The organism is Neptuniibacter sp., from assembly GCF_024231755.1.
Lineage (GTDB): Bacteria > Pseudomonadota > Gammaproteobacteria > Pseudomonadales > Balneatricaceae > Neptuniibacter.
On sequence record NZ_JAAEQH010000298.1, the window covers coordinates 1 to 26365 of the forward strand.

A 26365-nucleotide genomic window follows, 5' to 3' on the forward strand; every position below is an offset into this window, starting at 1 on the left:
AGTCAGGGTTCGATAAGATATACTTACGACCAATGAAGGGAAACTCACACAGGTACCAATAATGCTTCGTAATTTTTTTGTTACTATCCTTGCTGTAATTATTTGTAATACAGCTGTTGCCGATGAAAACAGTCTACTAGTACAGAAGTATTTGAACTCATTTGCCAGCCGGGATGCTGCAGGAATTTTTCAGCTGATCAACTGGGAAGGTGTAGATAAACAGTCCCGTCAGTCCCTGCAGAAATATATCAAGTCCGGTTTTAAAGGCCGCCAGATCCGACGCATTTACATCGAACCAGTGGCTGAAGGTGCTGACCCTTCCTACGTTCAAGATGGGAAAACATACCAGCTAAACCTAAAACCAACGGGCCAACTGAATATTGTTTATATCAGCAATAAGGGTAAGCGCTCCTCTACCCAACTATTTGTTGGTCAACATAATGGAGAGTTGATGATCGGTAGCGCAGTCGTTGCCCCTGAATCGTTGGCCTGCGGTAATCCAGAAAGTAAAAAGAAATCCTGCTAAAGCAGCCTTTTAAGTAACTTTTCAGATAACAATAAGATTAAACAAAAAAGCCCTCGCTTTATAGCGGGGGCTTTTTTGTTTAAATGAAAATAATTCTATTGCTCGGCTAAAGAATCAAGATAGAATCAAAAGTTCCAAAAAATACCGGAAACCTAATGGCCGAAATAATCATTCTCGTAATCAGTGTTCCACTGTTGATATTATGGATCCTCAGCCTGAGAAAACCAGAAAATATCGAAGAATAAGCTTCTTCACTCGGTTGCTGCGTTGCTGCACTGGCTGTCAGTTAATTACTTATACAGCTCGTCAAATAGCTCTACAAACTGCAGCGTCAACTTATGCTTAGGCGCCATATGGATCAACGGGCAAGTTTCGTCATGGGACTCTTTCATTTTCACTGATGCTGAAATTTTTGTCTCTAGTACCGGAAGATCATCATCCAATAGCTCATCCACGATACGCTTAGGTAAGCTAGCTCTTGGTTGATACTGGTTTACCACAATCCCCTCTACTTCCAATTTGTCGTTATGATCCTCTCTAGTCTCATGCACATTACCCAACAGGCTATACAAGGCCTGACGAGCAAACTCATCACAATCAAATGGGATCAAACAACGTTCTGATGCAACCAGAGCAGAAAGCGTATAGAAGTTAAACGCAGGCGGAGTATCAATATAAACCGCATCGTAGGATTCCGATAGTTTATCCAGAGCGTCACGCAGCTTATAAATCTTATGTTTTGACTCAAGCTTAGACTGCAGATCACCAAGATCCGGGTTGGCAGGCATCAGATGTAGATTTTCATACTGGGTCTCATGTACAAAATAATCTGGCCCATTTGGCTTCAACTGGAACGTAAGGGTCTGCTCGAAAAAGTCACGAATATCCGGCTGAACCTCCATGTAATCCTCACCCAGCAGGTAGTGACTAGAGTTACATTGTGGATCAAGGTCAATCACCAACGTACGTATTCCCCGCGCAGCACTGATAGCAGCCAGATTCACTGCAATACTGGACTTACCAACACCACCCTTCTGGTTAAATACAACACGTCTGATCATCGCCATATTCCTTCATTTTCCAGAGCATTAACAAAATCTTTATATTGCAGTGCAATATCCATAATTTAGAGCCTAACGTCAACAATCTTGTCGGTAATAAGCCAAAACTATGGCTAAAATCATAAAATTAGTAATAAGAGAGATAAGCAAAGGCAAAAAGTTCATCTTCAGTTCAGTCTTGGACGGGATAATGAGGGGATATTCGTCTAATTTCTGGCAAATCAGTAAAAACTTGCTAACTTGTAGACAACCCAACAAGACTACGGCAAACTATGAGGGTCAATTGAGTAGTTATCCTCCCGTATTCAGGAAAAAACGATGGCCAAAATCCTGCTATTAAATGGTCCCAATCTAAACCTTCTGGGCAAGCGTGAACCAGAAGTGTATGGCACCACTACACTGGATGACATCGTGTCAGGACTGACGAAATATGCCAAAGAACAGGGCCAGGAACTTCTTCACTTACAAAGCAACCGCGAATATGAGCTGATCGAACGAATCCATCAGGCTCAGGATGAAAACGTTGCATACATAATTATAAATCCAGCGGCCTTTACCCACACAAGTGTAGCGCTGCGTGATGCATTGTTAGGTGTAAACATTCCTTTTATTGAGGTTCATCTATCTAACGTACATGCGCGCGAAACCTTCCGCCATCACTCTTATCTGTCAGATGTAGCGGACGGTGTTATATGCGGTTTAGGTGCCCAAGGATACGAATTTGCTCTGCAATCAGCTATCAGCTCGATTACAGAATAAGAAAATATTTATTACCGATAGTTTAGAGAGACATTAGTCATAATGGACATTCGTAAAGTCAAAAAATTGATCGAGCTGTTGGAAGAATCCAACATCAACGAAATCGAGATTAAAGAAGGTGAAGAGTCTGTACGTATCAGCCGCGGTTCCAGCGTTGTAGCGGCTGCACCTGTTGCAGCTCCAGTAGCTGCTCCTGTAGCAGCACCTGCTGCTGCGCCAGCACCTGCAGCCGAAGCAGTTGCAGAAGCACCTAAGACATCAGGTCATGTAGTTAAGTCTCCAATGGTTGGTACTTTCTACACTGCGCCTTCACCAAGCTCCCCTGCATTCATCGAAGTAGGTCAGACGGTTAAGGCAGGTGATGTAATTTGCATCGTAGAAGCGATGAAAATGATGAACCAGATTGAAGCTGACAAAGCAGGCGTTGTTGAAGCAATCCTAGTTGAAGATGGTCAACCTGTTGAGTTTGATCAGCCGCTAGTAACAATCGTTTAAGCCTCTAACGTAAGCAAAGGACATCCATTCGATGCTCGATAAAGTAGTCATTGCGAACCGAGGCGAAATTGCGCTTCGTATTCTTCGCGCCTGCAAAGAGCTGGATATCAAAACTGTTGCTATCCACTCTGCTGCAGACCGCGATTTGATGCACGTACGCCTGGCAGATGAAGCTGTCTGCATAGGCCCTGCTCCTTCACCAAAAAGCTACCTGAACATTCCATCCATTATCAGTGCTGCTGAAGTAACCGATGCAGTTGGCATCCATCCGGGTTACGGTTTCCTTGCGGAAAATGCTGATTTTGCCGAACAGGTTGAACGTTCCGGCTTTACTTTCATCGGCCCAAAAGCTGACACTATCCGCCTGATGGGTGATAAAGTTTCTGCTATCGAGGCGATGAAAAAAGCGGGTGTTCCAACCGTTCCTGGTTCTGATGGTTCGCTACCTGAGGATAGCGAAGAAGTACACAAAATCGCTCAGCGTATTGGTTACCCTGTAATCATCAAAGCAGCAGCAGGTGGCGGTGGCCGTGGTATGCGCGTTGTTCACTCTGAAGCGTCTCTGATCAGCTCTATCCATGTTACACAATCTGAAGCTGCTGCTGCATTCGGTGATGACACTGTATACATGGAGAAATACCTGGAAAACCCACGCCACGTGGAAGTTCAGGTATTGGCTGATGGCCAGGGCAATGCAGTTCATTTATATGACCGTGATTGCTCGATGCAGCGCCGTCACCAGAAGGTAGTTGAAGAAGCTCCCGCACCTCATCTGGACCCAGAAGCCCGCGCTCAAGTTCTTCAGTCGTGTGTAGATGCTTGTATCGAGATTGGCTACCGAGGCGCTGGTACGTTTGAGTTCCTGTACGAAAACGGTGGTTTCTACTTCATTGAAATGAACACCCGTGTACAGGTTGAGCACCCGGTGACAGAGATGATCACAGGTGTAGACATTGTTAAGGAACAGCTGCGTATCGCTTCCGGCATGCCACTGTCTCTTAAACAGGAAGATATCAAAGTTCAGGGCCACTCTTTCGAATGCCGTATCAACGCGGAAGATTCGAAAACCTTCCTGCCAAGCCCAGGTACAATCAAGCATTTCCATGCTCCTGGCGGTAACGGTATCCGTGTAGATTCACATCTCTATAACGGCTATACAGTTCCTCCTCACTACGATTCACTGATCGCAAAACTGATCAGCTTTGCTGAAGATCGTGAAACAGCATTGAAGCGTATGAGTATTGCTCTGGACGAGATGCTGGTAGATGGTATCCGCAGCAACATCCCATTGCAGCAGGAGATCATGAAAGATGCTAAATTCCAGGAAGGTGGTGTAAACATCCACTATCTTGAGAAGAAATTAGGCCTGTAAGTCTACTGAGCACTTTTCTGAAACCCGCCTTATGGCGGGTTTTTTATTGCTCGGTAGAAAAACTACCTGTTCATAACCGTAATTATCACCGATACTATAATTCCGTCTAACCGTTTGATATAGAAGGCAACGATGTCCTGGCTGCAAATCAAAATCCAAACCAATCCAGAGAACTCTGAACCCTACGAAGACCTACTACTCAGTGCTGGATGCGCTGCAGTCACCTTCGAGGATACCGAAGATCAGCCGATCTTTGAGCCGGACCTAGGCACTACTCCCCTTTGGAGCAAAACGACTATTACCGGACTGTTCTCTGCAGAACATAACCTTGAAGAAACGCTGTTATACATTAAACAAGGGCATCAACAGCTGTTTCCCGGTATTCCAGCGCCTACAATCAAAGCTGAAATATTGGAAGATAAGGATTGGGAGCGGGAATGGATGGACAACTACCATCCGATGCAGTTTGGCAATCGCCTATGGGTTTGTCCTAGTTGGCGTGAAGCACCAGATCCAGATGCAGTTAACCTGATGTTAGACCCGGGTCTAGCTTTTGGCACAGGGACACATCCAACAACCGCTCTCTGCTTGGAGTGGTTAGATGGGCAGAAGTTAAACGACAACTATATTATCGACTACGGCTGTGGCTCTGGCATTTTAGGTATTGCCGGCCTCCTGCTAGGCGCAGAAAAAGCTATCGGTGTAGATATAGACCCACAGGCACTACAGGCAACCAAGGACAACCTAAATCGCAATAATCTTGCGGATGATATTCTGCATGTCTATCTGCCGGAGAATACCCCCTCTGATGAAGCAGATGTGGTCATTGCCAATATTCTCGCAGGCCCTCTGGTGCAGCTAGCTCCAACATTATCTAAACTGGTTAAGTCTGGCGGAAGCATCTGCCTATCTGGACTGCTCTCACCTCAGGAGCAGGAGATCCGTGAGGCTTATTCACAATATTTTGAACTGGATAATGTCAGTGAAAAAGATGGTTGGATACGTATCACAGGAACAAAGCGCTGATAACTGAATAATATAGGGATGGACGAGCAAAGCATCATCACCCAATGCCCAAATTGCAGCACACAATTCAGGGTAACTGCCGGGCAATTAAAGGTAGCTAAAGGACAGGTCCGCTGCGGGGCCTGCCTGAATGTTTTTGATGCCACAACACATCAGGTTATACCTGAAAATCCGACTGTTACACCTGCTCCACAACATGCGCCAATCCGTGTCAGCAACAATCAACACAAACAAGCAAATCAAACTCAGCACAAAGCAGCCCGAAAGATCCATAACCCGGTGACAGCAGCACCGGCAAAAGAAAAAGCCCCACAACAAACAAAGCCATCAAAACCTGAAGTTACCAGCCCTCCTCCAAAAACAGAGGAAACGAGCAAAACTGTAAGCACATTAGATACGCCCAGCAGCAAAGCTCTTGATAGCAATACAGTTAATAACGATAGTATCCCAACCCTAGAGTTTAAGGCGGAACCACTAACTCTGCACACGCAAAGAAATAGCCATCCGGTTTTCCAGACAGGATGGTTTCTAGCTTGTCTGGTCACAGTTGTAGGACTTTTCTGCCAATATCTTTGGTTTAATCGTGCCGAACTTTATTGGGACAGGAATTATCAACCACTCTATACAACTGTTTGTAACTACCTGGATTGCCAGATTCCTCCACCGCAAAATCTTGAGAAAATCCTAAACCAACAGCTTCAAGTCACACCGCACAAAAAATATGCAGATGCAGTCGAAGTCACACTTATGCTGCTCAATACAGCGGACTTTGCTCAACCTTACCCTGCTCTAAGATTGGTATTCAGTGATCTGAAAGGCAGGACCATCGCACAGCGCGACCTTGAGCCAGTGGAATATCTCGATAACGAGACGATTGATCTGTTATCCATGCCAAGCCAGCAACCGATACAAATTTCCCTTGAGCTTATGTCCCCTGGACACCGAGCCATGAGTTACCAGCTCGAACTCTTAGCGCCTAGCCCCTGAAAAATCAAGGCCAAATTGTACAAAAAACCATCAAAAATTCCTTGGCGATCACCATACTAAGGAGTATGATTACTCGCCTCCCTAAACATACCGTGAACAGCGTCATCCGTGGCGTTGCGGGTATTTTATTGACTATTTTTTAAGACGACTATGTTCCATATTGGACCTTACTCCATTGACAGCCAAGTGATACTTGCACCGATGGCAGGCGTAACTGATCGCCCCTTCCGCCAACTGTGCAAACGCATGGGTGCAGGACTGGTTGTTTCAGAAATGGTCACCTCCGATACCCGATTATGGAAATCCAGAAAATCTACATACCGCTTAAACCACACTGGTGAAGCAGAACCCCGTTCAGTACAGATCGCGGGGGGCGATCCTGACATGATGGCTGAAGCAGCCGTCATGAATGTCGAACGAGGTGCTCAGATTATTGATATTAATATGGGCTGCCCTGCAAAGAAGGTGTGCAACAAAGCGGCAGGGTCCGCTCTGCTTAAAGACGAACCTCTGGTCAGCGACATATTGCATAAGGTCGTTGCCGCTGTAGATGTACCTGTCACGCTGAAAATCCGTACTGGTTGGGATCAAAGCAACAAGAACGCCCCAACCATTGCACGCATTGCAGAAGATGCTGGCATCCAGGCACTAGCAGTGCATGGCCGCACTCGCAGCTGTGGATACAAAGGTGATGTTGAATACAAAACCATTGCAGATATTGTGGAATCGATATCCATTCCAGTATTTGCAAATGGCGATATTACCTCTTCAGAAAAAGCCAAACAGGTATTGGAAGAAACAGGTTGTGCCGCGGTAATGATCGGCCGAGCTGCTCAGGGTAAACCCTGGTTGTTCAGAGAGATTGATCATTATCTGCGAACAGGTACAATTCTGCCCCCTCCTACTCTGGAAGAAGTAAGGGAGATTTTGTTAGGTCACCTGCAGGAACTGCATAGTTTTTACGGTGAATACATGGGCGTACGTATAGCACGCAAACATGTTGGCTGGTACCTGCAGGACAAACCCGACGGAAGTAGCTTTCGCAAGCAATTTAATATTATAGAAACAGCAGCAGATCAGGCCGCCGCTATCGAGAAGTATTTCGATAACGCGTTTACCAACGGCGTGGCAGCCTAACAGATTGGATATTTAGTACTGTGGAATACAAAGAAATTAAACAACCGACTCTCGTTTCCAACCCAGCAGAAGCTACGAACCAGACTCTACGCGACAACGTAGAACAGTCTCTGAACAACTATTTCCGTCAGCTAGATGGACAGCCAGTGACTGACGTGTACCAGATGGTACTTTCTGAAATTGAAGCACCACTGTTCGAAACAGTGATGACTTACACCAAGGATAACCAGACTAAAGCATCCCAGCTACTGGGCCTTAACCGTGGCACGCTGCGTAAGAAACTGAAGCAGTACGGCTTGCTTTAATCCCAATTTTTATAGACTACTCGGAACCCAGAGACCATGGCAGAGAACACCACTCCCGTTCGCCGCGCATTGATCAGCGTATCTGACAAATCAGGTATCGTTGAATTTGCACAGTCACTGAACGCCCGCGGCGTTGAGATCCTTTCCACTGGCGGAACCTACAAATTGCTTAAGGATAATGATATCCCTGCAGTTGAAGTATCCGACTACACAGGCTTCCCAGAGATGATGGACGGCCGTGTAAAGACCCTGCACCCAAAAGTTCATGGTGGCATCCTGGGTCGTCGCGGTCAGGACGACGGCATCATGTCCGAACACGGCATCAACCCAATCGATATGGTTGTTGTTAACCTGTATCCGTTTGCTGCAACTATTGCACGCCCGGACTGTGACCTGCCAATGGCGATTGAAAATATCGATATCGGTGGTCCAACCATGGTTCGTTCTGCGGCTAAAAACCATAAAGATGTTGCGATTGTTGTTAATGCATCTGATTACGACAGCATCGTTGCAGAACTTGATGAACAGAAAGGTCTGACACACAAGACTCGTTTCGACCTAGCAGTTAAAGCGTTTGAGCACACTGCAGGTTATGACGGCATGATTGCCAACTACCTAGGTGCAATTGTTGAAGGCGAAGAAGAGAAGCCAGCTGACTTCCCGCGCACATTCAACACTCAGTTCATCAAAGCACAGGATATGCGTTACGGTGAAAACCCTCACCAACGCGCTGCATTCTATGTAGAAGAGGAACCAGCTGAAGCATCTGTTTCCACAGCTCGTCAGCTGCAGGGTAAAGCGCTTTCCTTCAACAACGTTGCTGATACTGATGCAGCTCTGGAATGTGTTAAATCTTTCAAAGAACCTGCATGCGTTATCGTTAAACACGCAAACCCATGTGGTGTTTCCGTTGGTGAAAACATTCTGGAAGCCTACAACCGCGCGTTCCAGACTGACCCAACTTCTGCTTTTGGTGGCATTATCGCTTTCAACCAGGAACTGGATGGCACAACAGCTCAGGCAATTGTTGATCGTCAGTTTGTTGAAGTAATCATCGCACCAAAAGTGACACAGGAAGCATCTGACATTGTGGCAACCAAGCCAAATGTTCGCCTTTTGGAATGCGGTGAATGGTCTGCTAACCGTGCCCACGGTTTCGACTACAAGCGCGTAAACGGCGGCCTGCTGGTTCAAGATCTGGACCTGGGTCGTGTTGATGCATCTGAACTGAAAGTAGTTACTAAAGTTCAGCCAACTGAACAGGAAATCCGTGATCTGCTGTTCTGCTGGGAAGTTGCTAAGTTCGTTAAATCTAACGCAATTGTTTACGCTAAAGACGGTCAGACAATCGGTATCGGTGCAGGTCAGATGAGCCGTGTTTACAGCGCCAAGATTGCTGGTATTAAAGCTGCTGATGAAGGCTTGGAAGTTAAAGGTTCCGTGATGGCATCCGACGCTTTCTTCCCATTCCGCGACGGCATCGATTCTGCAGCAGCTGCTGGCATCAAGGCCGTTATCCAGCCAGGCGGCTCTATGCGCGATCAGGAAGTTATTGATGCGGCTGATGAACATGGCATGGCTATGGTCTTCACTGGCATGCGTCACTTCCGTCACTAAGAATTAGACTGCAATAGGCCTGCAAGCCACAAGCAGGCAAGGCTTATTGCCCAAAACCCCGATCTGGATAAACACTAGATGCGGGGTTTTCTGCTAAAAAGGATTACAAAATGAATGTACTGATTATTGGTTCTGGCGGTCGTGAACATGCTCTGGCATGGGCTGCAGCACGAGACGAAAAAGTTAAACAGATCTTTGTTGCTCCGGGTAATGCCGCTACGGCGCAGGAAGAGAAGATGCAGAACGTAGCTATCGACGTGATGGATCTGGATGGCCTAGCAGCATTCGCTAAAGAAAACAGTGTTGAATTGACAATCGTTGGTCCGGAAGCTCCTCTGGTTGCTGGTGTTGTGAATAAATTCCAGGCTGAAGGCCTGCGTATCTTTGGCCCAACCGAAGGCGCAGCACAGCTGGAAGGCTCCAAAGCATTCACTAAAGATTTCCTGGCTCGCCACAAGATTCCAACAGCGGAATACGAGAACTTCACAGAAATTGAGCCTGCACTGGCGTATGTTCGTGAAAAAGGCGCTCCAATCGTTGTTAAAGCTGACGGCCTTGCTGCAGGTAAAGGCGTTATCGTTGCGATGACACTGCAGGAAGCGGAAGACGCTATCAAAGATATGCTGGCAGGAAACGCATTCGGTGATGCAGGTAGCCGCGTTGTTATTGAAGAGTTTCTGGAAGGTGAAGAAGCTTCTTACATCGTTATTGTTGACGGTGATAACGTACTGCCAATGGCAACCAGTCAGGACCACAAACGTGTTGGTGACGGCGATACAGGCCTGAACACTGGCGGCATGGGTGCATACTCCCCTGCTCCGGTTGTTACACCTGAAATCGATCAGCGCATTATGGATGAAGTGATCATGCCTACTGTTAACGGCATGAAAGCGGAAGGCAATGAATACACTGGCTTCCTGTATGCAGGCCTGATGATTCAGGAAGATGGTACGCCTAAAGTTATCGAGTACAACTGCCGCTTTGGTGATCCGGAAACCCAGCCAATCATGCTACGCCTGAAATCCAGCCTGGTTGATATGTGTGATGCCGCACTGGATAAGAAACTGGACCAGACCACGGCTGAGTGGGATGAGCGCAAATCTGTAGGCGTTGTAATGGCTGCAGGTGGCTACCCAGGCTCTTACGGCAAAGGTGATGTAATCAGCTTCCCGGAAAGCTGCCCGGAAGGCACTAAAGTCTTCCATGCTGGTACAAAACTGGAAGGTGACAACGTTGTAACTGCAGGCGGCCGTGTTCTGTGTGTTACCGCATTAGGTGATACAGTGACAGAAGCTCAGAAGCGTGCTTACGAACTTCTGGATCAGGTAAGCTGGGAAGGCGCATACTTCCGTAAAGATATTGCTTATCGCGCTATTGCTCGTGAGCAGAACAGCTAAGAGGGGAACCTCTTAATTGTTAAAGAAAGAGCCCTGCTTATGCAGGGCTTTTTTGTTTTTGCTGGATTAGCTTACCCAGGAGTAACACAAGCAGAACCCCCATCAGTCCTACGAGCATCGGGAAATAGCTTATCCAGAATCCCAGTTTTAAAAGCAGCACCGGCAAAACAACACCTAGTCCCAAGACTCCCACCAGTAACAACTTCACCCATATTGGTAGAAAAACCAGACAGATCAATCCAAAACTAAGGGTTGTCACCAAAGCTAAAGATGTTGCCCAAACAGGAAGCGAGGGAGATAACGCGTAGCCCTGATTTAAACCACTAAATAGGTAAGCCTGCACCTCTGTTGCTGAATAGCTGTTGCCATTAGTCAGCTGAAATTTCTTTTCAATAGTGGAGTTATTAATTCCAACAAAAATAGCCTTATCTTTGAAAAGTGCTGGCTCAATCTGATCATCAAGTAACTCACTAAGGCTGAAGCGTCGTACTTGGGGTAAGAAGCGTTCTATCCCTAATGGCAAAAATACCTCAAAGTCCCGACTCCATTGTTTCGAGAACCCTATATTCAGATAAGGACTTCGTAAGCCTGAATAATCATCAGCTTTTACCGGCGCAAACGTTTTTAGGGTGGCGAGTGATAAACTGGGCCATCGCGGATAAGCGATCCCTGCAAGAAGGTAATTCCTACGTAAAACCCCATCCTGATCAACAGGAAGATCAGCATGGGCGAACAAGGCACCATCGATCTGAGACAAGCCTAATGGAAGCATCTCATCACCTGACTCTGCCAACATAGGCAAAACTACTCTTCCATTATTTTTAACAGCGGCAAGTAGACGGGAATCCTGGGACTGACGGCCTGTATTCGGCACTACAAACGCTACATTATATGTAACAGATGAAGCACCCGCTTGAGTTAAATGCTCAATTACCTTGGCGTGAACACCTCGCTCAATAGGCCAACCAGATAAGCGACGAATACTTGCTTCATCAATATCGATTAGTACAACTTGGTTGGCCGAAAGGCTGAAAGGCTGATAGTGCTGGCTCAATGCATCGTAGCTTAAGCGATCAAACCATGATGTCATGGAAGATAGCCCCGCCATTAAAGTGAATAATAATGGCGGGATGATTAGAGCAATCTGCTTCAGCCTTACAAACATTACAGCATCAGTAGGACAGAGATTGTTGCGGTGAAGATCAGAGGCCACCAGTTTTCAACCGGCTGCTCAACCTCTTGCGGTGCAGCCCACTCACCTGCATAGTCATCGGCATCAAAGGCTCTAACTCGCATGTAATATGTGCCAGCCTCAGGTTTATCGATCGCCAGCTCAGCGTTCTCAGTTTCCTGATCTACAACCAACTGCTTAAACTCTTTATCTTTTGCAAACTGGAACTGGTACTTCTTCACATCCTGCTCTTCCTGCCAACTGAAGAAGATCTCGTGCTCGGTACTGACCGGTTCTTTCATTTCAGGTTTCGGCGGTACCGGTTTAACTGTGAATTTACCAACATGACCTAAAGGCCCAACCTCACCATCCTCAGCGATACTGGTGACACGCCAGAAATAGCCACCAGGCTCAGTAATCTCTGTACTGAACTCGGTACCCTCTACAACCTGTTGCATAACAAGCGCTTTAAACGCTTCATCAGAAGCAATTTGGATTTCAAACTTTTCTGCAGTTTCTGGACGGGACCAAGCAAAATCAAGAGGACCAGCATAGATAGAGTCTGAAGGGCGCGGAGCCTGACGCACCGGCGGGAATGGACGAGCATCAATGTTAATCTTTGCAGTAGAAGCAAAGCCCTGCAAACCTTCATCGCTCACCGCGCTCACACGCAGCCAGTATGATTGATCTTGTAAAGTTGCTGGCAATCCCATCTTCGGATGAGAGGAGACTTTATCGTATATGATCGAAGTAAATGCCTTATCAGGTGATATCTGGCTACGATAGTGAACAGCTCCATCTAACCGATCCCAGCTTAATCGCCCTGGTAGGTAACGAATTGTTGCACTCAAATCAGGCAGCCCAGGCGCTTGCAGCAGCTTTTTAGGTTTCATCGGCGGCTCATCTTTTTTCGTCAAAGTTCCAAAACCCTGACGCACGCCGGTTGAACCCAAATTATTACCCACGCCGATCAAACCCTGAGTTACTTCTGCAGCTGTTTGATCTCCCTGCGCTCGCACCCTGTATGTTGTACCTCGGGTTGTAGCAAAAGCAACGGGGGTATCTATGAGGAAGTTTGAACCTGGAACTTTTGATGGATTCGCCCGTACCTCTGCCTCCCCCTGTTCCAGGAAGACTTTAATATCAACAACCTTACGTTTATTTCCAACAACAGTTGCTCTTTCAACCTTGAGAATACTGTTCTCTAGAATCAAAACCCGAGTGCCATCATCAAATCCTAACAGTACTGTAGACTGTTCAGCAGTTCTCAGCAGATCCCCTTGACCAAGACTTTGATTACGCGATAAAGGAAGATGAGCTTTCACCGAACCATCTTTCATCAGCACTTCAGCCGTAACCGTTCCGGCAACATCTAAAATCTGAATATCAGATTGGTACTCGTTTATTAGGGAGCGAGGTATCTTAAGAATAGTACCAGGCGACATACGCCTATCATTTGTAACACCATTCAGGCGTTCAATTGTCTGCCAATCGCGCCAATCCGTTAACAGCTCATGCGCTATACTCCAAACCGATTCACCCGAACGCATGGAATAGTTCCACTCCTTCGGCTCCTCTGCAGACACGTGCGCTGATAGAGAAAGGGCCATACAAAGAAAAAATATCCGTTTTAATACAAGCACTTCAACAATACCCTGGTAGTTACTATTTCCGTTAAAACTGTTCAGTATTTAAGCAAGCGCAATTCTCCCATGTCTAGGTATATTCAGCCAGTACCCAACGTACTTTAAAATATGACATACAGGGTTATATGCGTATAATCCGAAGCTTACTTATTCATAATTAATACAAGCTTTACAACATGCAGAATTTAGAAGTTCACAAAGGAAAGCACCTTCTACGCAACACGATTGGAACAATTATTTCAGCTTCACTACTGGCGGGCTGTAATCTCAATTCAAAACCCGTTTCCAATGACTCTGTGGTCAAAAGCACTCCTGACTCTTCACAGGAATACTGTATTAATGGCGGGAAAAGTAACAAATACAGCTGTGACCCTGAGCTTACTAGTCCACAAGTTAAACTACACAACAAAGAGGTAGATGATGAATGGATGCAAGCTAAGCTCGCTGAAATAAAGAAATGGATGGCTGAAGAAAAACAGTCTCTGGCACAAGGTAAAGCTAAGCAGCCAACTATCTCCGAAGGCTCTATAGCTGCAACTAAACAGGATAATGAATACCTGACAACGGTAAGTACAAATAACAGTACTATTGGGTACCAACTATCTCCCGAAATTGAAAATATTCTAAGGCTGAGCCAACAGGGCCATCATCAGGAAGCACTTGCGGGCATCAACTCCTTCATGGCAGCTAATCCAAAGACTCCATCAGCAGAACTTACCAAAGGCATTATTCTCAGTAATATGGGGGATAAACAAGCGGCTAAAGTTATCTTTCAACGCTTAACCCGTAATCATCCTGATCGCCCTGAAGCCTTTAACAACCTTGCTGTAATTTATGCTGAAGAAGGTAAATATCCCGAAGCAATTGAAACACTACAAAGTGCTTTCCAGACGCATCCTAGTTATGCCCAAGTACATAGTAACTTGAAAGAACTGTACGCGACGCTTGCTTCCCAAGCTTATAACAAAGCGCTAGATCTAGGCACCGGTAATTCTGGGCCTGAACTTGCCATGATTAACCAGGCCCCATCCAAAAACGGCTCTACAATTACTGTCGTTTCAGCATCCAAAGTAAAATCACCGACCAACAGCAAGCCTCCTTCTGCCGTTTCCGAAAAAACGCCTGAACCTCAGCAGGCACAAAAACCAGCTACCGTAGAGCAAACAGTTGAGACCTCCTCTGCGCAGAAACCTATAGAGCCTATCAAAGCTAAGCCACCAGCTGTTGAAGTGGCAGCTACTACTCCTGCAAGCAAAGTAGAGCCTACTGCCCCTGCAGCAATAGATGTTAAGGCTAGTGAGGGTGCAAAAGTAGAACCAGCACAGGCCGCTCAACTCCATATCACTAAGCAAGTAGAATCTCACCTTCTGGCTTGGGCTAGCGCTTGGAGAAGCCAAGATCACCTTGCCTATATCAATGCATACACTAACAACTACCGCCCAAACACAAAGCTTAGTCATAATCAATGGGTGCAACAGCGTAAAGTACGCCTGAATAAACCCAAATTCATCAAAGTTGAATTGAGCAATATCAGTATCGAACTACTCAGAGATAATCTGGCAGAAGTACGTTTTGATCAAAATTATCAATCCAATACTTACTCAGATAGCGTGAAGAAACGTGTAATGATGGTTAAAACGAATGGCCAGTGGAAAATCAGTCTGGAAAGAAGCCTAGGGCTGATCTACTAAAACACAATTGATGAACAAGCCTAGTCTGTCTCATACTGGGCTAGGCTCAGACCCCGCCAGGCCTTTTCAAAACAACTGTTCCATCGGCAGCTTCAGAAGCGATTTTCCAACCATTCGATGTAAGTGTCAGCTCTAAGCGCTTCGTTGTTTCATCGGCGTAACCTGGTTTTTCAAAACGCTGATAAAATTCAGCTCGATACCAGTGTGAGTTAAGACGGGTATATTTAACATCACCTAGTTCAAGTTTGATCCACTCAGGAGTCATCAAACGTTTTTTACGAAAGGCACGCCACTCTTCCAGTGATATTTTCACACCATACAGTTTAGTGTTTTGCAGGTAGCTGTTGATATAGCCATTCCAGTCTTGTGAACCCCAAGCTTTGCCCCACTGCTCAACTACCTGACGCACCGCTGCTTCATTATTGATAGCAGCAATCGCTTTGGCCGTTGTGTACTTTTTAGGCGTAACAGTATTTTTCGTTTGGTCGATAGGCTCAAATGCTTCAGGTTTGGTCTTAGTTACAGCTATTGGGGCTTTCTCTTTCTTCGCTATAGCAGTAGCAGGTTCTGCTTTATTGTTAGCGGCCTTTTTAGAAGCCGCTTCAACAACCGTGTTAGTTGATTGGATCGTAGGAGTAGACTTCGGAACCGGACTGGTAATATCGACATCTGTTTGTCTTATATCAGATGATAATACTTCCTGCTTATCTTTTTCAGCATGAGGCCTTAACTCAGCTCTCGCATTTTCAACCGTTGCTGACAGCTCAGTTAGTAATTGCTGATTTTCTGAAGAAACAGCTTTTTCTTCAGCCGGTGTTACGACTGTTTTTTTAATTAAATCCGCTTCTCCATCTCCGTCAGAATCAACCAGCTTAATAACAACCTTTTCTTTCTCATGAGGAGCTTTAATCTGGGCGCTACTCTCTGCGTTTGCAATAGAAGTTGAGGTATCAACTGGAGACTCCACAGTGGAACTAGGCGTGGATGTTATATTCTCTTGGGGCGATTGTAGATCTACGATTGCTGGGGATAAATCAGACTGTCCATCCTTAAACCAAAACCAAGATCCAGTACCTACGCAAGCGACAACGAGCACTGCAGCTATAACCTTACCACTACCTCCGCCTGCAACCACCACTGGTTCCTTCTCTTCCTGATAATAACCATCCAGTTTTCCAGACAGTGCTGAAGATGACTTAAGCGTCTTAATAAGCTCTGAGGACGTAACGAGAATAACCGTGACAGCTGAACCACTTTCATCACAGATAGATGGCAATCCCATCAGATAAGTTAAAGCATCTAAACCTACCAAAGGCGAGTTCAATACGATTAACAGGCGTCGACCACTGCCTAGCCAAGACTTCAACTCTTGCTGAATGAAAGCCGCACCATTCTCGACTTGGAGGTAAGACGATAACCTTTCCTGAATACCTGAGAGGGACGACTCACCCTCAAAAACAATACAATCTTGATTAGAGGAAATGATTTTGTCGGATACCTGTTTCATCCAGTTATCGCTGCCCTCAATCCGAATGACCTGATGATCAGCCAGATTACTCAGTAGCATGTCCGTGGATGTTAAACTGGTATCACTCAAAGTATCTATTCCTATCGTAGATCAGGTTTGTTTAAGGGTTGCCTTTAGAAGGTTTACCCTCATACGCAATACGCCAGCGCCCATTATCAAACTGCCAATATTGGCGCTTAACTGAGTTCCCGTTGAGGTTATTACTTTTGTAATTCTGATAGAAGGTTGCCACGATCAGATCGGGATTATCCGGATACCTGTAAATACTCAGGTTCTGCAGGTCAACGTCCACAAACTTTTTATTGCCGTTCACCCGAGCTTTGTATTTTGAGAATTGCTCAAAATTACGTTTACCATCATTGTAAGAAGTAGAATAGTTCTGAATATATCGCTTATGATCCAGGCTTTCCCAATCCGCAGCCCAGTTTTCTAACAGGTTATTAAATCTACCGCTCTGCGCTAACCAGTCACTTTTCTTAATCCAGCGGATATTATGTCCCACCAGCACGGGTGTATTGTAATAATCGATGGTTTGGTCAAGGCTGATGAAATCAGGATTGGTCAGGGAGATACAACCTTCACTTGCTTTCGGTGGACGACTATATGTCTCAACAGGGGAGCCATGTAACCAGATACCATTGCCAGTGCGACCATTACGTTCATCCCACACATTCGGGTAGTTCAGTGGCAAGGCACCCGAACCGTACTTAGAAGGCAATTTCTCATCTTCCAAACGACTGGTGATGAAGTACACACCCAATGGGGTTTTAAGATCCCCCTGCTTCTCTTTACCTACACCACCTCGACCATAAGAGGCATAAAAGTCTTTGACGAGGTGCGGCACACCATCACGGTTTTCAAATAGGAACAAACGGGATAAACGGGTATCCACAACGATAACGTGTTCCTGCACAGATGAGATTTTCAGCATATCTGCAGGAAGCATATCGGAAGAAGGTTTCTCCATCTCCATCAGCAGACGGGCTTTAGCCTCAGAGATCAGACCATTAATCTTCTTTTGGTGGTCTGCTCCATGGATACTACTTATCGGTTTCCCTTGAGCCTGGGCCGCTAGAATATCCGCATACACCAATTGAGCCAGACGAAAATCAGGACGTCGTTCGGTAAGCTGTTTCAAGTCAGAAAGAGCGGAGTCCAGTTCTTGACCTTGAAGGTTTTTCAGGCCACTGATCAGTAGTTCTTCATTTCCTTCAGATACACCGTAGGGACTGGTTTCCTCTGCGCCAACAACACTAGGCAGGCTAACTACAGAAAAAAACAGAAGGGAGCTGATTAATCCTTTCTTCATCCGTCTAAAAAACTCTAAAAACCGTAATTGGGAGGTTATATCTATATTCGACTGTTAATCGTCTTACTTTATCGATTAGGCATATAAATTCAATAAATTAATAGTAAAAAGGTACTTTTTTTGACCTTGCAGCAAGAACATTCGTGTTTAACGGCCAACGCCCGATTTTTAAGGTGTTTCCTTATAATTCTTCCATTGCTGCAATTGCTAATAATTTCGATAAATAGCGTCAACATGAATTATTTCATCTGAACTTTCTGCAAACCTGTGCTATCCCAAAGAGGAGAGTCCAAAAGATTCATCAATAAAAAAATACGACAGCTGAGCTAAATGCTAGTTCCATGTGCGATCCACATAAGCTCCAGCAACGATAGCTCAAACCTGCTGTTTTCCTGTTTATGCGTACGGAGGACCCCGTTATGTTTCAACAGATGGAAAGCAATGGCACCCAACGCCTGCACTTTTTTAGTGATCCGGAAACGGGTCTAAAAGCGATCATCGCTATCCACTCTACTGTCCGCGGTCCAGCTATAGGAGGCTGCCGGTTTATTTCCTATCAACAGGAAGATAACGCAGTAATTGATGCTCTACGCTTGGCGCGAGGTATGAGTTACAAAGCCGCATTAGCTGGGCTACCTCATGGTGGCGGCAAGGCGGTCATCATTAAACCCGAAAACCACTTTAATCGCCCCGCTCTATTCCAAGCCTTTGGTCGTTTTGTAAATACACTCAATGGTGACTATATCACCGCAATGGATAGCGGAACCCAGGTCTCAGATATGGATCAAATTAATAAAACCACCAACTGGGTTACCTGCACCAACAGTATCGGCGACCCATCACCCATGACCGCACTGGGAGTTTTTGAAGGCATTAAAGCCGCAGTACGCTTCAAACTCGGCAGGCATAGTCTCAACGGTATTCATATAAGCCTACAGGGGCTTGGCCATGTGGGTTACGAGGTGGCACGTTTACTACATCAAACCGGGGCTAAGTTAACCGTTGCAGATATCAATCAGGAGCGTGCTTTGCTCTGTGAGAAAAATTTTTCAGCTCAAGTAGTTGAGCCTGATGATATCTATGCAATCGATGCAGATCTATTTTGCCCTTGTGGTTTAGGCGCAATCATCAATGATCAGACCATCGATCAATTCAAGGTTTCGATGATAGCTGGCTCAGCCAACAATCAGTTAGCCGAAGAGCATCACGGTGAAATCCTGGCACAAAAAGGGATTCTCTACGCGCCTGACTTCCTAATTAATGCTGGGGGCCTAATTTTCGTTGCTCTGCAATATTCTGCTCAACCACAAGCGGCCATTCGCAGCAAAGTAATGCAGATAAGTGACGCCCTAAAAAACCTGTTTCAAGAATCCAGCATGACAGGTATAGCCGTAAACCGTATAGCTAATAAGAAAGCAGAAGAAATCATCTCCGCAGCTGAAAGTATGAATTCTGCGGCCTAAGTTCTTCTTTGAATGATCTGTGGCGAAGATCAATGGAGGTCCATAATGAGCACACCGGAATATCAGTACCTTAATGCACAGGGGCAACCTTCAGTTGCATTACCCGATTGGTGCAATAATCCTGACTGGCTATTGCGTTGTTATCACTTCATGGTTTTGGCTCGAAATTTCGACGCAAAAGCGATCAACCTACAACGAACCGGCCAACTCGGTACTTATGCCTCTTTGCTTGGTTCTGAAGCAATTGATGTAGCCACCGCACTCTCGATGGATAAAAGCGATGTCCTGGTTCCCTACTATCGTAACCACGCCTGCCAAATAGTTCGCGGCACCCCGATAGAAGATATGTATCTCTACTGGGGAGGCGATGAACGTGGCAATGCATCTCCGCAACAGAACCAGGATCTTCCAAACGCCGTGCCGATTGCGACTCAGAGCCTGCATGCCTGCGGCATTGCCACAGCATTTAAAGTCCGCAATCAAAAACGTGCAGCGGTAACCCTGATCGGTGATGGTGGCACCTCCAAAGGGGACTTTATGGAAGCCCTGAATATTGCTGGGGTTTGGCAACTTCCGGTTGTGTTTATTATCAATAACAACCAATGGGCGATTTCAGTTCCTCGAGAAATTCAGAGTGCAGCAGGGAAACTAGCGGACAAAGCGATCGCAGCTGGAATACCTGGGTATCAGGTTGATGGGAATGATGTGATCGCCATGCGGGAGGCTGTCGATTCAGCATTACAACAGGCTTACGAAGGTAAAGGCTCAACTCTGATCGAAGCAGTTAGTTACCGCCTGTCTGACCATACCACTGCAGATGATGCCACCCGCTACCGTTCCAGCGATGAGTTGAAAGATGCCTGGGAAAAAGACCCGGTTACAAGGCTGCGTAATCTTCTGGTTCATCTTGGTCATTGGGATGAAACAAAAGAGCAGGCACTGCAGCATGAAACAACTCAATTGGTGCAAAAGGCGGCAGATAAGTACATCGATACCCCACCTCAACCGATAGAAAGCATGTTTGATTACCTCTATGCAGAGCTTCCTACTCACCTAATCGAGCAAAGGGACTGGGCTGTTGTAAAAGCGATGCAAGGAGGCAGTCATACCGAGGAGGATCAGCTATGAACCAGTCAACAACTAAACATAGTGTTTCTCTACTTGAAGCCGTGAACCTGGCCCTGGCATCAGAGATGCGCCGAGATAAGGATATCGTCCTGCTGGGTGAAGATATAGGCGTAAACGGCGGGGTATTCCGCGCAACAGATGGATTACGCGACGAATTTGGTCTTAAGCGCGTGATGGATACTCCTCTCGCTGAGACCATGATCGCTGGCTTAACCGTAGGCATGGCAACACAAGGGCTAAAACCTGTCGCTGAAATCCAGTTCATGGGATTTATATTTCCTGCACTGGAACAGATAGTGTGTCACTCAGCCCGGATGCGGAATCGTACCCGTGGCCGACTCAGTTGCCCAATGGTGGTCCGAGCACCTTTTGGTGGAGGTATTCATGCCCCCGAGCATCATTCAGAAAGCACTGAAACACTACTCGCCCATATTCCGGGGCTGAAGGTGGTGATCCCCTCCTCACCCGCACGTGCCTACGGTTTGCTACTGGCAGCACTCCGAGATCCTGACCCTGTGATTTTCCTGGAGCCGAAGCGAATCTACCGTAGCCAGCAACAAGAGGTAGAAGATAGCGGTGCAGCTCTGCCTATTGGTAAGTGTTTCACCTTACGCGAAGGTTCTGACATTACTCTGGTCAGTTGGGGCGCAATGATTCAGGAAACTCTTGAAGCCGCTAACACGCTCAGTCAGCAAAATATTGATTGTGAAGTCATAGACCTGGTCAGCATAAGTCCTCTGGATATAGAAACCATTCTGGCGTCTGTAAGGAAAACGGGTCGTCTGGTCATCATTCATGAAGCTCCACGTAATGCTGGCATGGGAGCAGAGATAGCAGCAACAGTTGCAGAGAAAGCCCTACTTGATCTACAAGCCCCTATTACACGGGTTACCGGTTATGACACGGTTATGCCCTATTTCCGACTTGAACATCATTACATGCCGAATACCCAGGATATTCTTGATGCTGTTAACCAGACAATGGAGTTTGTATGAAGTATTTCAAATTACCCGATCTGGGCGAAGGTCTTCCCGAAGCAGAAATAGTTAAGTGGCATGTTGCCGAAGGTGACACTGTATCTGCTGATCAGATTATTGTTTCGGTTGAAACCGCTAAAGCCATTATTGAAGTACCTTCTCCTCAGGCAGGCGTCATCGCCCACCTGTTCGGAGCAGAGGGTGATACTATCCATACCGGTGAACCTCTGGTCGAATACTCAGGAGGGGAAGATGAAGACAGCGGTACTGTTGTCGGTGAAATCCCTCAATCTTCTGAAGGAAGCAGTGAACCTGATAGTTTTATAATTGGCGCTGCTCCTAGTTCACAGAACAGTTCAGATGCCGCGAACCACCATCTCCGAGCGACCCCTGCAGTCCGGGCATTGGCGAAACGACTAAACATCGATCTGAGCCAAGTTAAAGGCACGGGCCCCAACAATACAATTTCACCTGCGGATGTGGAAAAAGCATCACATATGGATAAACACCACGGTAAAGCTGAACCGCTTCGTGGCGTACGTAAACATATGGCGCGAACAATGGTTCATTCTCACGCGGAGGTTGTACCTGTCACCATCCACGAAGATGCAGATATTCAGCTCTGGTCAGAAAAAACCGACATCACTATGCGACTAGTGCAGGCAATGGCCAAAGCATGTGCACAAGAAACAGGGTTCAATGTGTGGTTTGATGGAGAAACGTTGAGCCGCCGCCTACACAATAGCATCAACCTAGGTGTCGCAGTAGATACAGATCAAGGCCTGTTTGTACCTGTTCTGAGGGATATAGGAAACCGCTCAGAGGAAGACCTACGACAGGGCTTAAACAGGATGCGGGAGGACGTTAAGAAAAGAACGATTCCTGCTCAGGAACTACAAGGGGCGACCATAACTCTCAGTAATTTCGGCACCATCGCTGGGCGTTATGCCAATCCAATTGTGGTCCCTCCACAAGTCGCGATTCTGGGAGCAGGCGTCATAAGAGAGGAACCCGTAGCCATTAATGGTGAGTTAAAAATTCACCGAATACTACCCTTGTCACTCACCTTTGATCATCGCGCGTTAACAGGTGGCGAAGCTGCACGTTTTCTACAAGCGCTATTGAAAGAGCTGGCAAAAGAGAACATATAACCCTTAAAAATCAAGGAATTAATTTATTTAAAAACAAATAGCAATAAACGTGGTCAAAGTCTCAGAGTTCGAATTTGTGAACTACACTATCTACATGAGCATTCATGATCCACCGTAAGACTTGGCTGAAACGAAGGTGATTAGTATGAGTATCTTTGACCACTACAAAGCCCGGTATGATTCTGTTCAGCAGGAAGAATACAGTCTGGATGAATATCTCCAACTGTGTAAGCAAGATCCTCTGATCTATGCAGATGCTGCAGAGAGAATGTTGCAGGCTATTGGTGAGCCGAAAATGATCGACACCTCAACCGATCCCAGGTTGAGCCGCATTTTTTCCAATAAGTTAATTAAACGTTACCCCGCTTTTAGCGAGTTTTATGGCATGGAAGAAGCGATAGAAAATATCGTTTCATATTTCCGTCACGCCTCACAAGGCTTAGAAGAGCGGAAACAGATACTCTACCTACTTGGCCCAGTAGGGGGTGGTAAGTCATCCCTGGCAGAAAGACTTAAGCACTTGATGGAAAGAATCCCTTTCTATGCCATCAAAGATTCCCCTGTTTTTGAATCGCCATTAGGGCTATTCAAGCCAGAGGAAGATAGCGACATTCTCGAAGAGGAATACGGTATTCCTCGCCGTTATCTAAAAGGAATCATGTCCCCATGGGCTGCCAAACGGTTGCATGAACACGGGGGGGATATATCCAAGTTCCGTGTGGTGAAACTCTACCCTTCTATTCTTGATCAGATTGCCATTGCCAAAACGGAACCCGGAGATGAAAACAACCAGGACATCTCTAGTCTGGTTGGTAAAGTGGATATCCGTAAGCTGGAAGATTTCCCGCAGCATGATCCAGATGCCTACAGTTTCTCTGGCGCTCTCTGCCGGGCAAACCAAGGTATTATGGAGTTCGTGGAGATGTTCAAGGCACCGATCAAGGTACTGCACCCACTGCTTACAGCCACACAGGAAGGCAACTACAACAGCACCGAGGGTATGGGGGCAATTCCATACGATGGCATTTTGCTGGCCCACTCAAACGAATCAGAGTGGCAAACTTTTAAAAACAATAAAACCAATGAAGCCTTTATAGATCGAATCTATATCGTCAAAGTACCTTATTGCTGCCGCGTTACGGAAGAGATCCATATCTATGAGAAGCTGTTGGAAAACAGTTCATTAAACAAATCACCATGTGCACCCGACACGCTCAACATGCTGGCCCAGTTCTCGGTTCTTTCCCGTGTAAAAGAGCCTGAGAACTCCAGCCTCTACTCAAAAATGAGGGTTTATGACGGTGAAAACCTAAAAGATACCGATCCAAAAGCGAAATCGCTGCAAGAGTATAAAGACTCTGCGGGCGTTGATGAGGCGATGGACGGTTTGTCGACCCGTTTTGCATTCAAGATTCTGTCGAAAGTTTTCAACTTTGACCCATCCGAAGTAGCTGCAAATCCAGTACATCTATTGTATGTATTGGAAAAAGAGATCGAACAGCAACAGTTCCCTGCTGAAACTCAGGAACGCTATCTCGGCTACCTGAAAGAATTCATAGCGCCTAAATATATCGAGTATTTGGGCAAAGAGATCCAGACAGCTTACTTGGAATCTTACTCAGAGTACGGCCAGAATATTTTTGATCGTTATGTAACCTATGCAGACTTCTGGATTCAGGATCAGGAATACCGTGATCCTGAAACCGGCGACATCCTTGATCGACAAGCAATTAATGAAGAACTGGAAAAAATTGAGAAGCCTGCCGGTATCAGTAACCCCAAAGATTTCCGTCATGAGATCGTCAACTTTGTGCTTCGAGCAAGGGCCAACAACAACGGTAAAAACCCATCATGGATGGGCTATGAAAAAATGCGTACCGTTATCGAGAAAAAAATGTTCTCGAATACGGAGGATCTGCTACCCGTTATCTCATTTAATGCTAAGGCATCCAGTGAGGAGCAGACTAAACATGGTGAGTTTGTGAAGCGGATGATCAAACGTGGATACACCGAGAAACAGGTTCGCCTGCTCTCTGAGTGGTATATCCGGGTTCGGAAATCACAATAGACCAGGCTGATAAGCCTGGATCTAGCATACGGCCCTAACTACATGGATTTTAAAGGTCTGATACGGGGATAGAAGTATGAGTTACATCATTGATCGCCGCCTCAACTCAAAAAACAAAAGCACGGTTAACCGTCAACGTTTTTTACGCCGCTATAAAAAGCATATTAAAGAGGCGGTAGAAGATGCTGTGAACAGCCGCTCAATTCATGACATTGATAAAGGTGGCAGTATAACTATCCCTCGCAGGGATATATCTGAACCTGTGTTTCACCATGGTGAAGGCGGCGTACGTAATAGAGTATTCCCCGGAAATAAAGAGTTTGTTGTAGGTGATGAGTTCCAACGTCCACAAGGTGGAGGAGGTGGAGGATCAGGCCAGGGGCAAGCCAGCAATCAGGGTGAAGGGGAAGATGATTTTACCTTTCAAATAAATCAGGAAGAGTTCCTTGATTTTATGTTTGATGGACTGGAGCTCCCTTATCTCGTAAAAAAACAGTTAAAACAGGCTGTCCAGTATGAAACCCGTCGCGCCGGTTTCACTAACGCCGGTAGCCCGGAAAAAATCCATATCGTGCGTTCTCTTAAAGCAGCACATGCTCGTCGAATCGCTTTATCTGGCAAAGACCGCCGGAAAATCAGAAAACTCAAAGAGGAGATCCGTGTACTAGAGGACCGTTTGCCTGACGATGATGCTCAGTCTCAAATCTCCGTTCTCAAAGAGAAAATCCATAAGCTAGAGCTCAGATTGAAACGGGTCCCTTTCCTTGATGACTTTGACATTAAATACAACAACATGATCAAAGTACCAATCCCTTCAAGTAAAGCGGTGATGTTCTGTGTCATGGACGTATCCGGTTCCATGACACAAAGCATAAAAGATATGGCTAAACGCTTCTTTATCCTGCTGTATCTTTTTTTGAAAAGAAATTACAAACAGATCGAAGTTGTATTTGTACGTCATCACACCCATGCAAAAGAGGTAGACGAAGAGGAATTTTTCTACTCTCGTGAAACCGGTGGCACCATCGTATCCAGCGCTTTGGATCTAACCTCTGAAATTATCGATGAACGCTACTCCCCGGCAGACTGGAACATATATGTTGCCCAAGCCTCTGACGGAGACAACTGGGACGGAGACTCGACCAAATGCAGCCAGGTCCTAAATAGTAGCATCCTGAACAAAGTACAGTACTTCGCATATGTTGAGATCACTACAGGCCCTCATCAGAACCTGTGGCATGAATATGAAAAGCTGCAAACCACTTGGCCTGAGAGCTTCGCTATGCAGCAGATCAAAGAGCCTGCGGATATCTTCCCGGTTTTCCGCAGTTTATTTGAGAAAAAGGTTGAGGGGGCAGCATGAAAAAGAAGAGCCCTATTTCAACCGGTGCTGAGTGGACCTTTGATCTGATTGCAGAATACGATCAGGAGATTGGACGTATTGCTTCGGAATTTGGCCTGGATACCTACCCTAATCAGATTGAAGTTATCACCTCTGAACAGATGATGGATGCCTACTCATCGGTAGGTATGCCTCTCAACTACAGTCAC

23 protein-coding genes are annotated in these 26365 nt (G+C 46.0%); 18 read left to right on the forward strand and 5 right to left on the reverse strand.

Going from position 1 to position 26365, the window contains the following annotated elements:
* Positions 1–61: 61 nt before the first annotated feature.
* Positions 62–526: a hypothetical protein gene (locus GY843_RS17675; RefSeq protein WP_297311566.1), complete on the forward strand. Its 465-nt coding sequence runs from the start codon at positions 62–64 to the stop codon at positions 524–526.
* A 290-nt stretch (positions 527–816) separates the two neighbouring features.
* On the opposite strand, the gene GY843_RS17680 is transcribed toward GY843_RS17675, so the two are convergent.
* Positions 817–1584 (reverse strand): ParA family protein, encoded by a 768-nt coding sequence (locus tag GY843_RS17680; RefSeq protein WP_297311605.1) that lies wholly within the window; start codon positions 1582–1584, stop codon positions 817–819.
* Positions 1585–1905: 321 nt separating this feature from the next.
* Here GY843_RS17680 and aroQ point away from each other — a divergent pair, with 321 nt between their 5' ends.
* The 9 genes from aroQ (at position 1906) to purD (ending at position 10682) form a co-directional block, all read left to right on the forward strand.
* A complete protein-coding gene (aroQ, locus tag GY843_RS17685) occupies positions 1906–2346 on the forward strand; it encodes a type II 3-dehydroquinate dehydratase (RefSeq protein WP_297311567.1) in 441 nt (146 codons plus the stop codon).
* A 42-nt stretch (positions 2347–2388) separates the two neighbouring features.
* Positions 2389–2841, forward strand: coding sequence for an acetyl-CoA carboxylase biotin carboxyl carrier protein (gene accB, locus GY843_RS17690; RefSeq protein WP_297311568.1), 453 nt, complete (start codon positions 2389–2391; stop codon positions 2839–2841).
* Between the two features lie 31 nt (positions 2842–2872).
* A complete protein-coding gene (gene accC / locus GY843_RS17695; RefSeq protein ID WP_297311569.1) occupies positions 2873–4213 on the forward strand; it encodes an acetyl-CoA carboxylase biotin carboxylase subunit in 1341 nt (446 codons plus the stop codon).
* Positions 4214–4345: 132 nt separating this feature from the next.
* Positions 4346–5239, forward strand: coding sequence for a 50S ribosomal protein L11 methyltransferase (gene prmA / locus GY843_RS17700; protein WP_297311571.1), 894 nt, complete (start codon positions 4346–4348; stop codon positions 5237–5239).
* A gap of 18 nt (positions 5240–5257) precedes the next feature.
* Positions 5258–6226: a DUF3426 domain-containing protein gene (locus GY843_RS17705; RefSeq protein WP_297311573.1), complete on the forward strand. Its 969-nt coding sequence runs from the start codon at positions 5258–5260 to the stop codon at positions 6224–6226.
* Positions 6227–6376: 150 nt separating this feature from the next.
* Positions 6377–7363 carry a tRNA dihydrouridine synthase DusB gene (gene dusB / locus GY843_RS17710; RefSeq protein ID WP_297311575.1) on the forward strand — a complete coding sequence of 329 codons (987 nt, stop codon included), beginning with the start codon at positions 6377–6379 and terminating at the stop codon, positions 7361–7363.
* Between the two features lie 20 nt (positions 7364–7383).
* Positions 7384–7668 (forward strand): DNA-binding transcriptional regulator Fis, encoded by a 285-nt coding sequence (gene fis, locus GY843_RS17715; RefSeq protein WP_297311576.1) that lies wholly within the window; start codon positions 7384–7386, stop codon positions 7666–7668.
* A 36-nt stretch (positions 7669–7704) separates the two neighbouring features.
* Positions 7705–9285, forward strand: a complete 1581-nt coding sequence (gene purH, locus GY843_RS17720; protein WP_297311578.1) for a bifunctional phosphoribosylaminoimidazolecarboxamide formyltransferase/IMP cyclohydrolase — start codon at positions 7705–7707, stop codon at positions 9283–9285.
* 110 nt (positions 9286–9395) lie between these two features.
* Positions 9396–10682, forward strand: a complete 1287-nt coding sequence (gene purD / locus GY843_RS17725) for a phosphoribosylamine--glycine ligase (RefSeq protein WP_297311580.1) — start codon at positions 9396–9398, stop codon at positions 10680–10682.
* A gap of 37 nt (positions 10683–10719) precedes the next feature.
* On the opposite strand, the gene GY843_RS17730 is transcribed toward purD, so the two are convergent.
* Entirely contained in the window at positions 10720–11847 is a 1128-nt protein-coding gene (locus tag GY843_RS17730) for a CHASE2 domain-containing protein (RefSeq protein ID WP_367183869.1), read from the reverse strand.
* Entirely contained in the window at positions 11847–13403 is a 1557-nt protein-coding gene (locus GY843_RS17735) for a FecR domain-containing protein (RefSeq protein WP_297311581.1), read from the reverse strand. The genes GY843_RS17730 and GY843_RS17735 overlap by 1 nt, the downstream gene beginning before the upstream one ends.
* 272 nt (positions 13404–13675) lie before the next feature.
* On the opposite strand from GY843_RS17735, the gene GY843_RS17740 reads away from it, so the two are divergent.
* Positions 13676–15190, forward strand: a complete 1515-nt coding sequence (locus GY843_RS17740) for a tetratricopeptide repeat protein (RefSeq protein WP_297311582.1) — start codon at positions 13676–13678, stop codon at positions 15188–15190.
* 46 nt (positions 15191–15236) lie between these two features.
* On the opposite strand, the gene GY843_RS17745 is transcribed toward GY843_RS17740, so the two are convergent.
* Both GY843_RS17745 and GY843_RS17750 read right to left on the reverse strand, forming a co-directional pair.
* Complete coding sequence (locus GY843_RS17745; protein ID WP_297311584.1) at positions 15237–16787, reverse strand: hypothetical protein; 1551 nt, start codon at positions 16785–16787, stop codon at positions 15237–15239.
* 31 nt (positions 16788–16818) lie between these two features.
* A complete protein-coding gene (locus GY843_RS17750) occupies positions 16819–18027 on the reverse strand; it encodes a L,D-transpeptidase family protein (RefSeq protein ID WP_297311586.1) in 1209 nt (402 codons plus the stop codon).
* A 419-nt stretch (positions 18028–18446) separates the two neighbouring features.
* Here GY843_RS17750 and GY843_RS17755 point away from each other — a divergent pair, with 419 nt between their 5' ends.
* From GY843_RS17755 to GY843_RS17785, 7 genes are all read left to right on the forward strand, one after another.
* Positions 18447–19490 (forward strand): amino acid dehydrogenase, encoded by a 1044-nt coding sequence (locus GY843_RS17755; protein WP_297311588.1) that lies wholly within the window; start codon positions 18447–18449, stop codon positions 19488–19490.
* Between the two features lie 45 nt (positions 19491–19535).
* Positions 19536–20618 carry a pyruvate dehydrogenase (acetyl-transferring) E1 component subunit alpha gene (gene pdhA, locus GY843_RS17760; RefSeq protein ID WP_297311590.1) on the forward strand — a complete coding sequence of 361 codons (1083 nt, stop codon included), beginning with the start codon at positions 19536–19538 and terminating at the stop codon, positions 20616–20618.
* Complete coding sequence (locus tag GY843_RS17765; protein ID WP_297311592.1) at positions 20615–21613, forward strand: alpha-ketoacid dehydrogenase subunit beta; 999 nt, start codon at positions 20615–20617, stop codon at positions 21611–21613. Before pdhA ends, GY843_RS17765 begins: the two co-directional genes overlap by 4 nt.
* Entirely contained in the window at positions 21610–22746 is a 1137-nt protein-coding gene (locus GY843_RS17770; protein WP_297311595.1) for a dihydrolipoamide acetyltransferase family protein, read from the forward strand. Before GY843_RS17765 ends, GY843_RS17770 begins: the two co-directional genes overlap by 4 nt.
* 145 nt (positions 22747–22891) lie before the next feature.
* Positions 22892–24814, forward strand: a complete 1923-nt coding sequence (locus tag GY843_RS17775; protein ID WP_297311598.1) for a PrkA family serine protein kinase — start codon at positions 22892–22894, stop codon at positions 24812–24814.
* A gap of 76 nt (positions 24815–24890) precedes the next feature.
* A complete protein-coding gene (locus GY843_RS17780; protein ID WP_297311601.1) occupies positions 24891–26177 on the forward strand; it encodes a YeaH/YhbH family protein in 1287 nt (428 codons plus the stop codon).
* Positions 26174–26365: SpoVR family protein (locus tag GY843_RS17785; RefSeq protein WP_297311603.1), on the forward strand; the 192-nt coding region annotated here is incomplete at its 3' end. The genes GY843_RS17780 and GY843_RS17785, both read left to right, overlap by 4 nt.

Bases quoted from the DNA above. Each gene is read 5' to 3' on its own strand.
- GY843_RS17675 (WP_297311566.1), top strand. From the start codon at position 62: ATGCTTCGTAATTTTTTTGTTACTATCCTTGCTGTAATTATTTGTAAT.
- aroQ (WP_297311567.1), top strand. From the start codon at position 1,906: ATGGCCAAAATCCTGCTATTAAATGGTCCCAATCTAAACCTTCTGGGC.
- accB (WP_297311568.1), top strand. From the start codon at position 2,389: ATGGACATTCGTAAAGTCAAAAAATTGATCGAGCTGTTGGAAGAATCC.
- accC (WP_297311569.1), top strand. From the start codon at position 2,873: ATGCTCGATAAAGTAGTCATTGCGAACCGAGGCGAAATTGCGCTTCGT.
- prmA (WP_297311571.1), top strand. From the start codon at position 4,346: ATGTCCTGGCTGCAAATCAAAATCCAAACCAATCCAGAGAACTCTGAA.
- GY843_RS17705 (WP_297311573.1), top strand. From the start codon at position 5,258: ATGGACGAGCAAAGCATCATCACCCAATGCCCAAATTGCAGCACACAA.
- dusB (WP_297311575.1), top strand. From the start codon at position 6,377: ATGTTCCATATTGGACCTTACTCCATTGACAGCCAAGTGATACTTGCA.
- purH (WP_297311578.1), top strand. From the start codon at position 7,705: ATGGCAGAGAACACCACTCCCGTTCGCCGCGCATTGATCAGCGTATCT.
- purD (WP_297311580.1), top strand. From the start codon at position 9,396: ATGAATGTACTGATTATTGGTTCTGGCGGTCGTGAACATGCTCTGGCA.
- GY843_RS17730 (WP_367183869.1), bottom strand. From the start codon at position 11,847: ATGTTTGTAAGGCTGAAGCAGATTGCTCTAATCATCCCGCCATTATTA.
- GY843_RS17735 (WP_297311581.1), bottom strand. From the start codon at position 13,403: ATGCGTTCGGGTGAATCGGTTTGGAGTATAGCGCATGAGCTGTTAACG.
- GY843_RS17740 (WP_297311582.1), top strand. From the start codon at position 13,676: ATGCAGAATTTAGAAGTTCACAAAGGAAAGCACCTTCTACGCAACACG.
- GY843_RS17750 (WP_297311586.1), bottom strand. From the start codon at position 18,027: ATGAAGAAAGGATTAATCAGCTCCCTTCTGTTTTTTTCTGTAGTTAGC.
- GY843_RS17755 (WP_297311588.1), top strand. From the start codon at position 18,447: ATGTTTCAACAGATGGAAAGCAATGGCACCCAACGCCTGCACTTTTTT.
- pdhA (WP_297311590.1), top strand. From the start codon at position 19,536: ATGAGCACACCGGAATATCAGTACCTTAATGCACAGGGGCAACCTTCA.
- GY843_RS17765 (WP_297311592.1), top strand. From the start codon at position 20,615: ATGAACCAGTCAACAACTAAACATAGTGTTTCTCTACTTGAAGCCGTG.
- GY843_RS17770 (WP_297311595.1), top strand. From the start codon at position 21,610: ATGAAGTATTTCAAATTACCCGATCTGGGCGAAGGTCTTCCCGAAGCA.
- GY843_RS17775 (WP_297311598.1), top strand. From the start codon at position 22,892: ATGAGTATCTTTGACCACTACAAAGCCCGGTATGATTCTGTTCAGCAG.
- GY843_RS17780 (WP_297311601.1), top strand. From the start codon at position 24,891: ATGAGTTACATCATTGATCGCCGCCTCAACTCAAAAAACAAAAGCACG.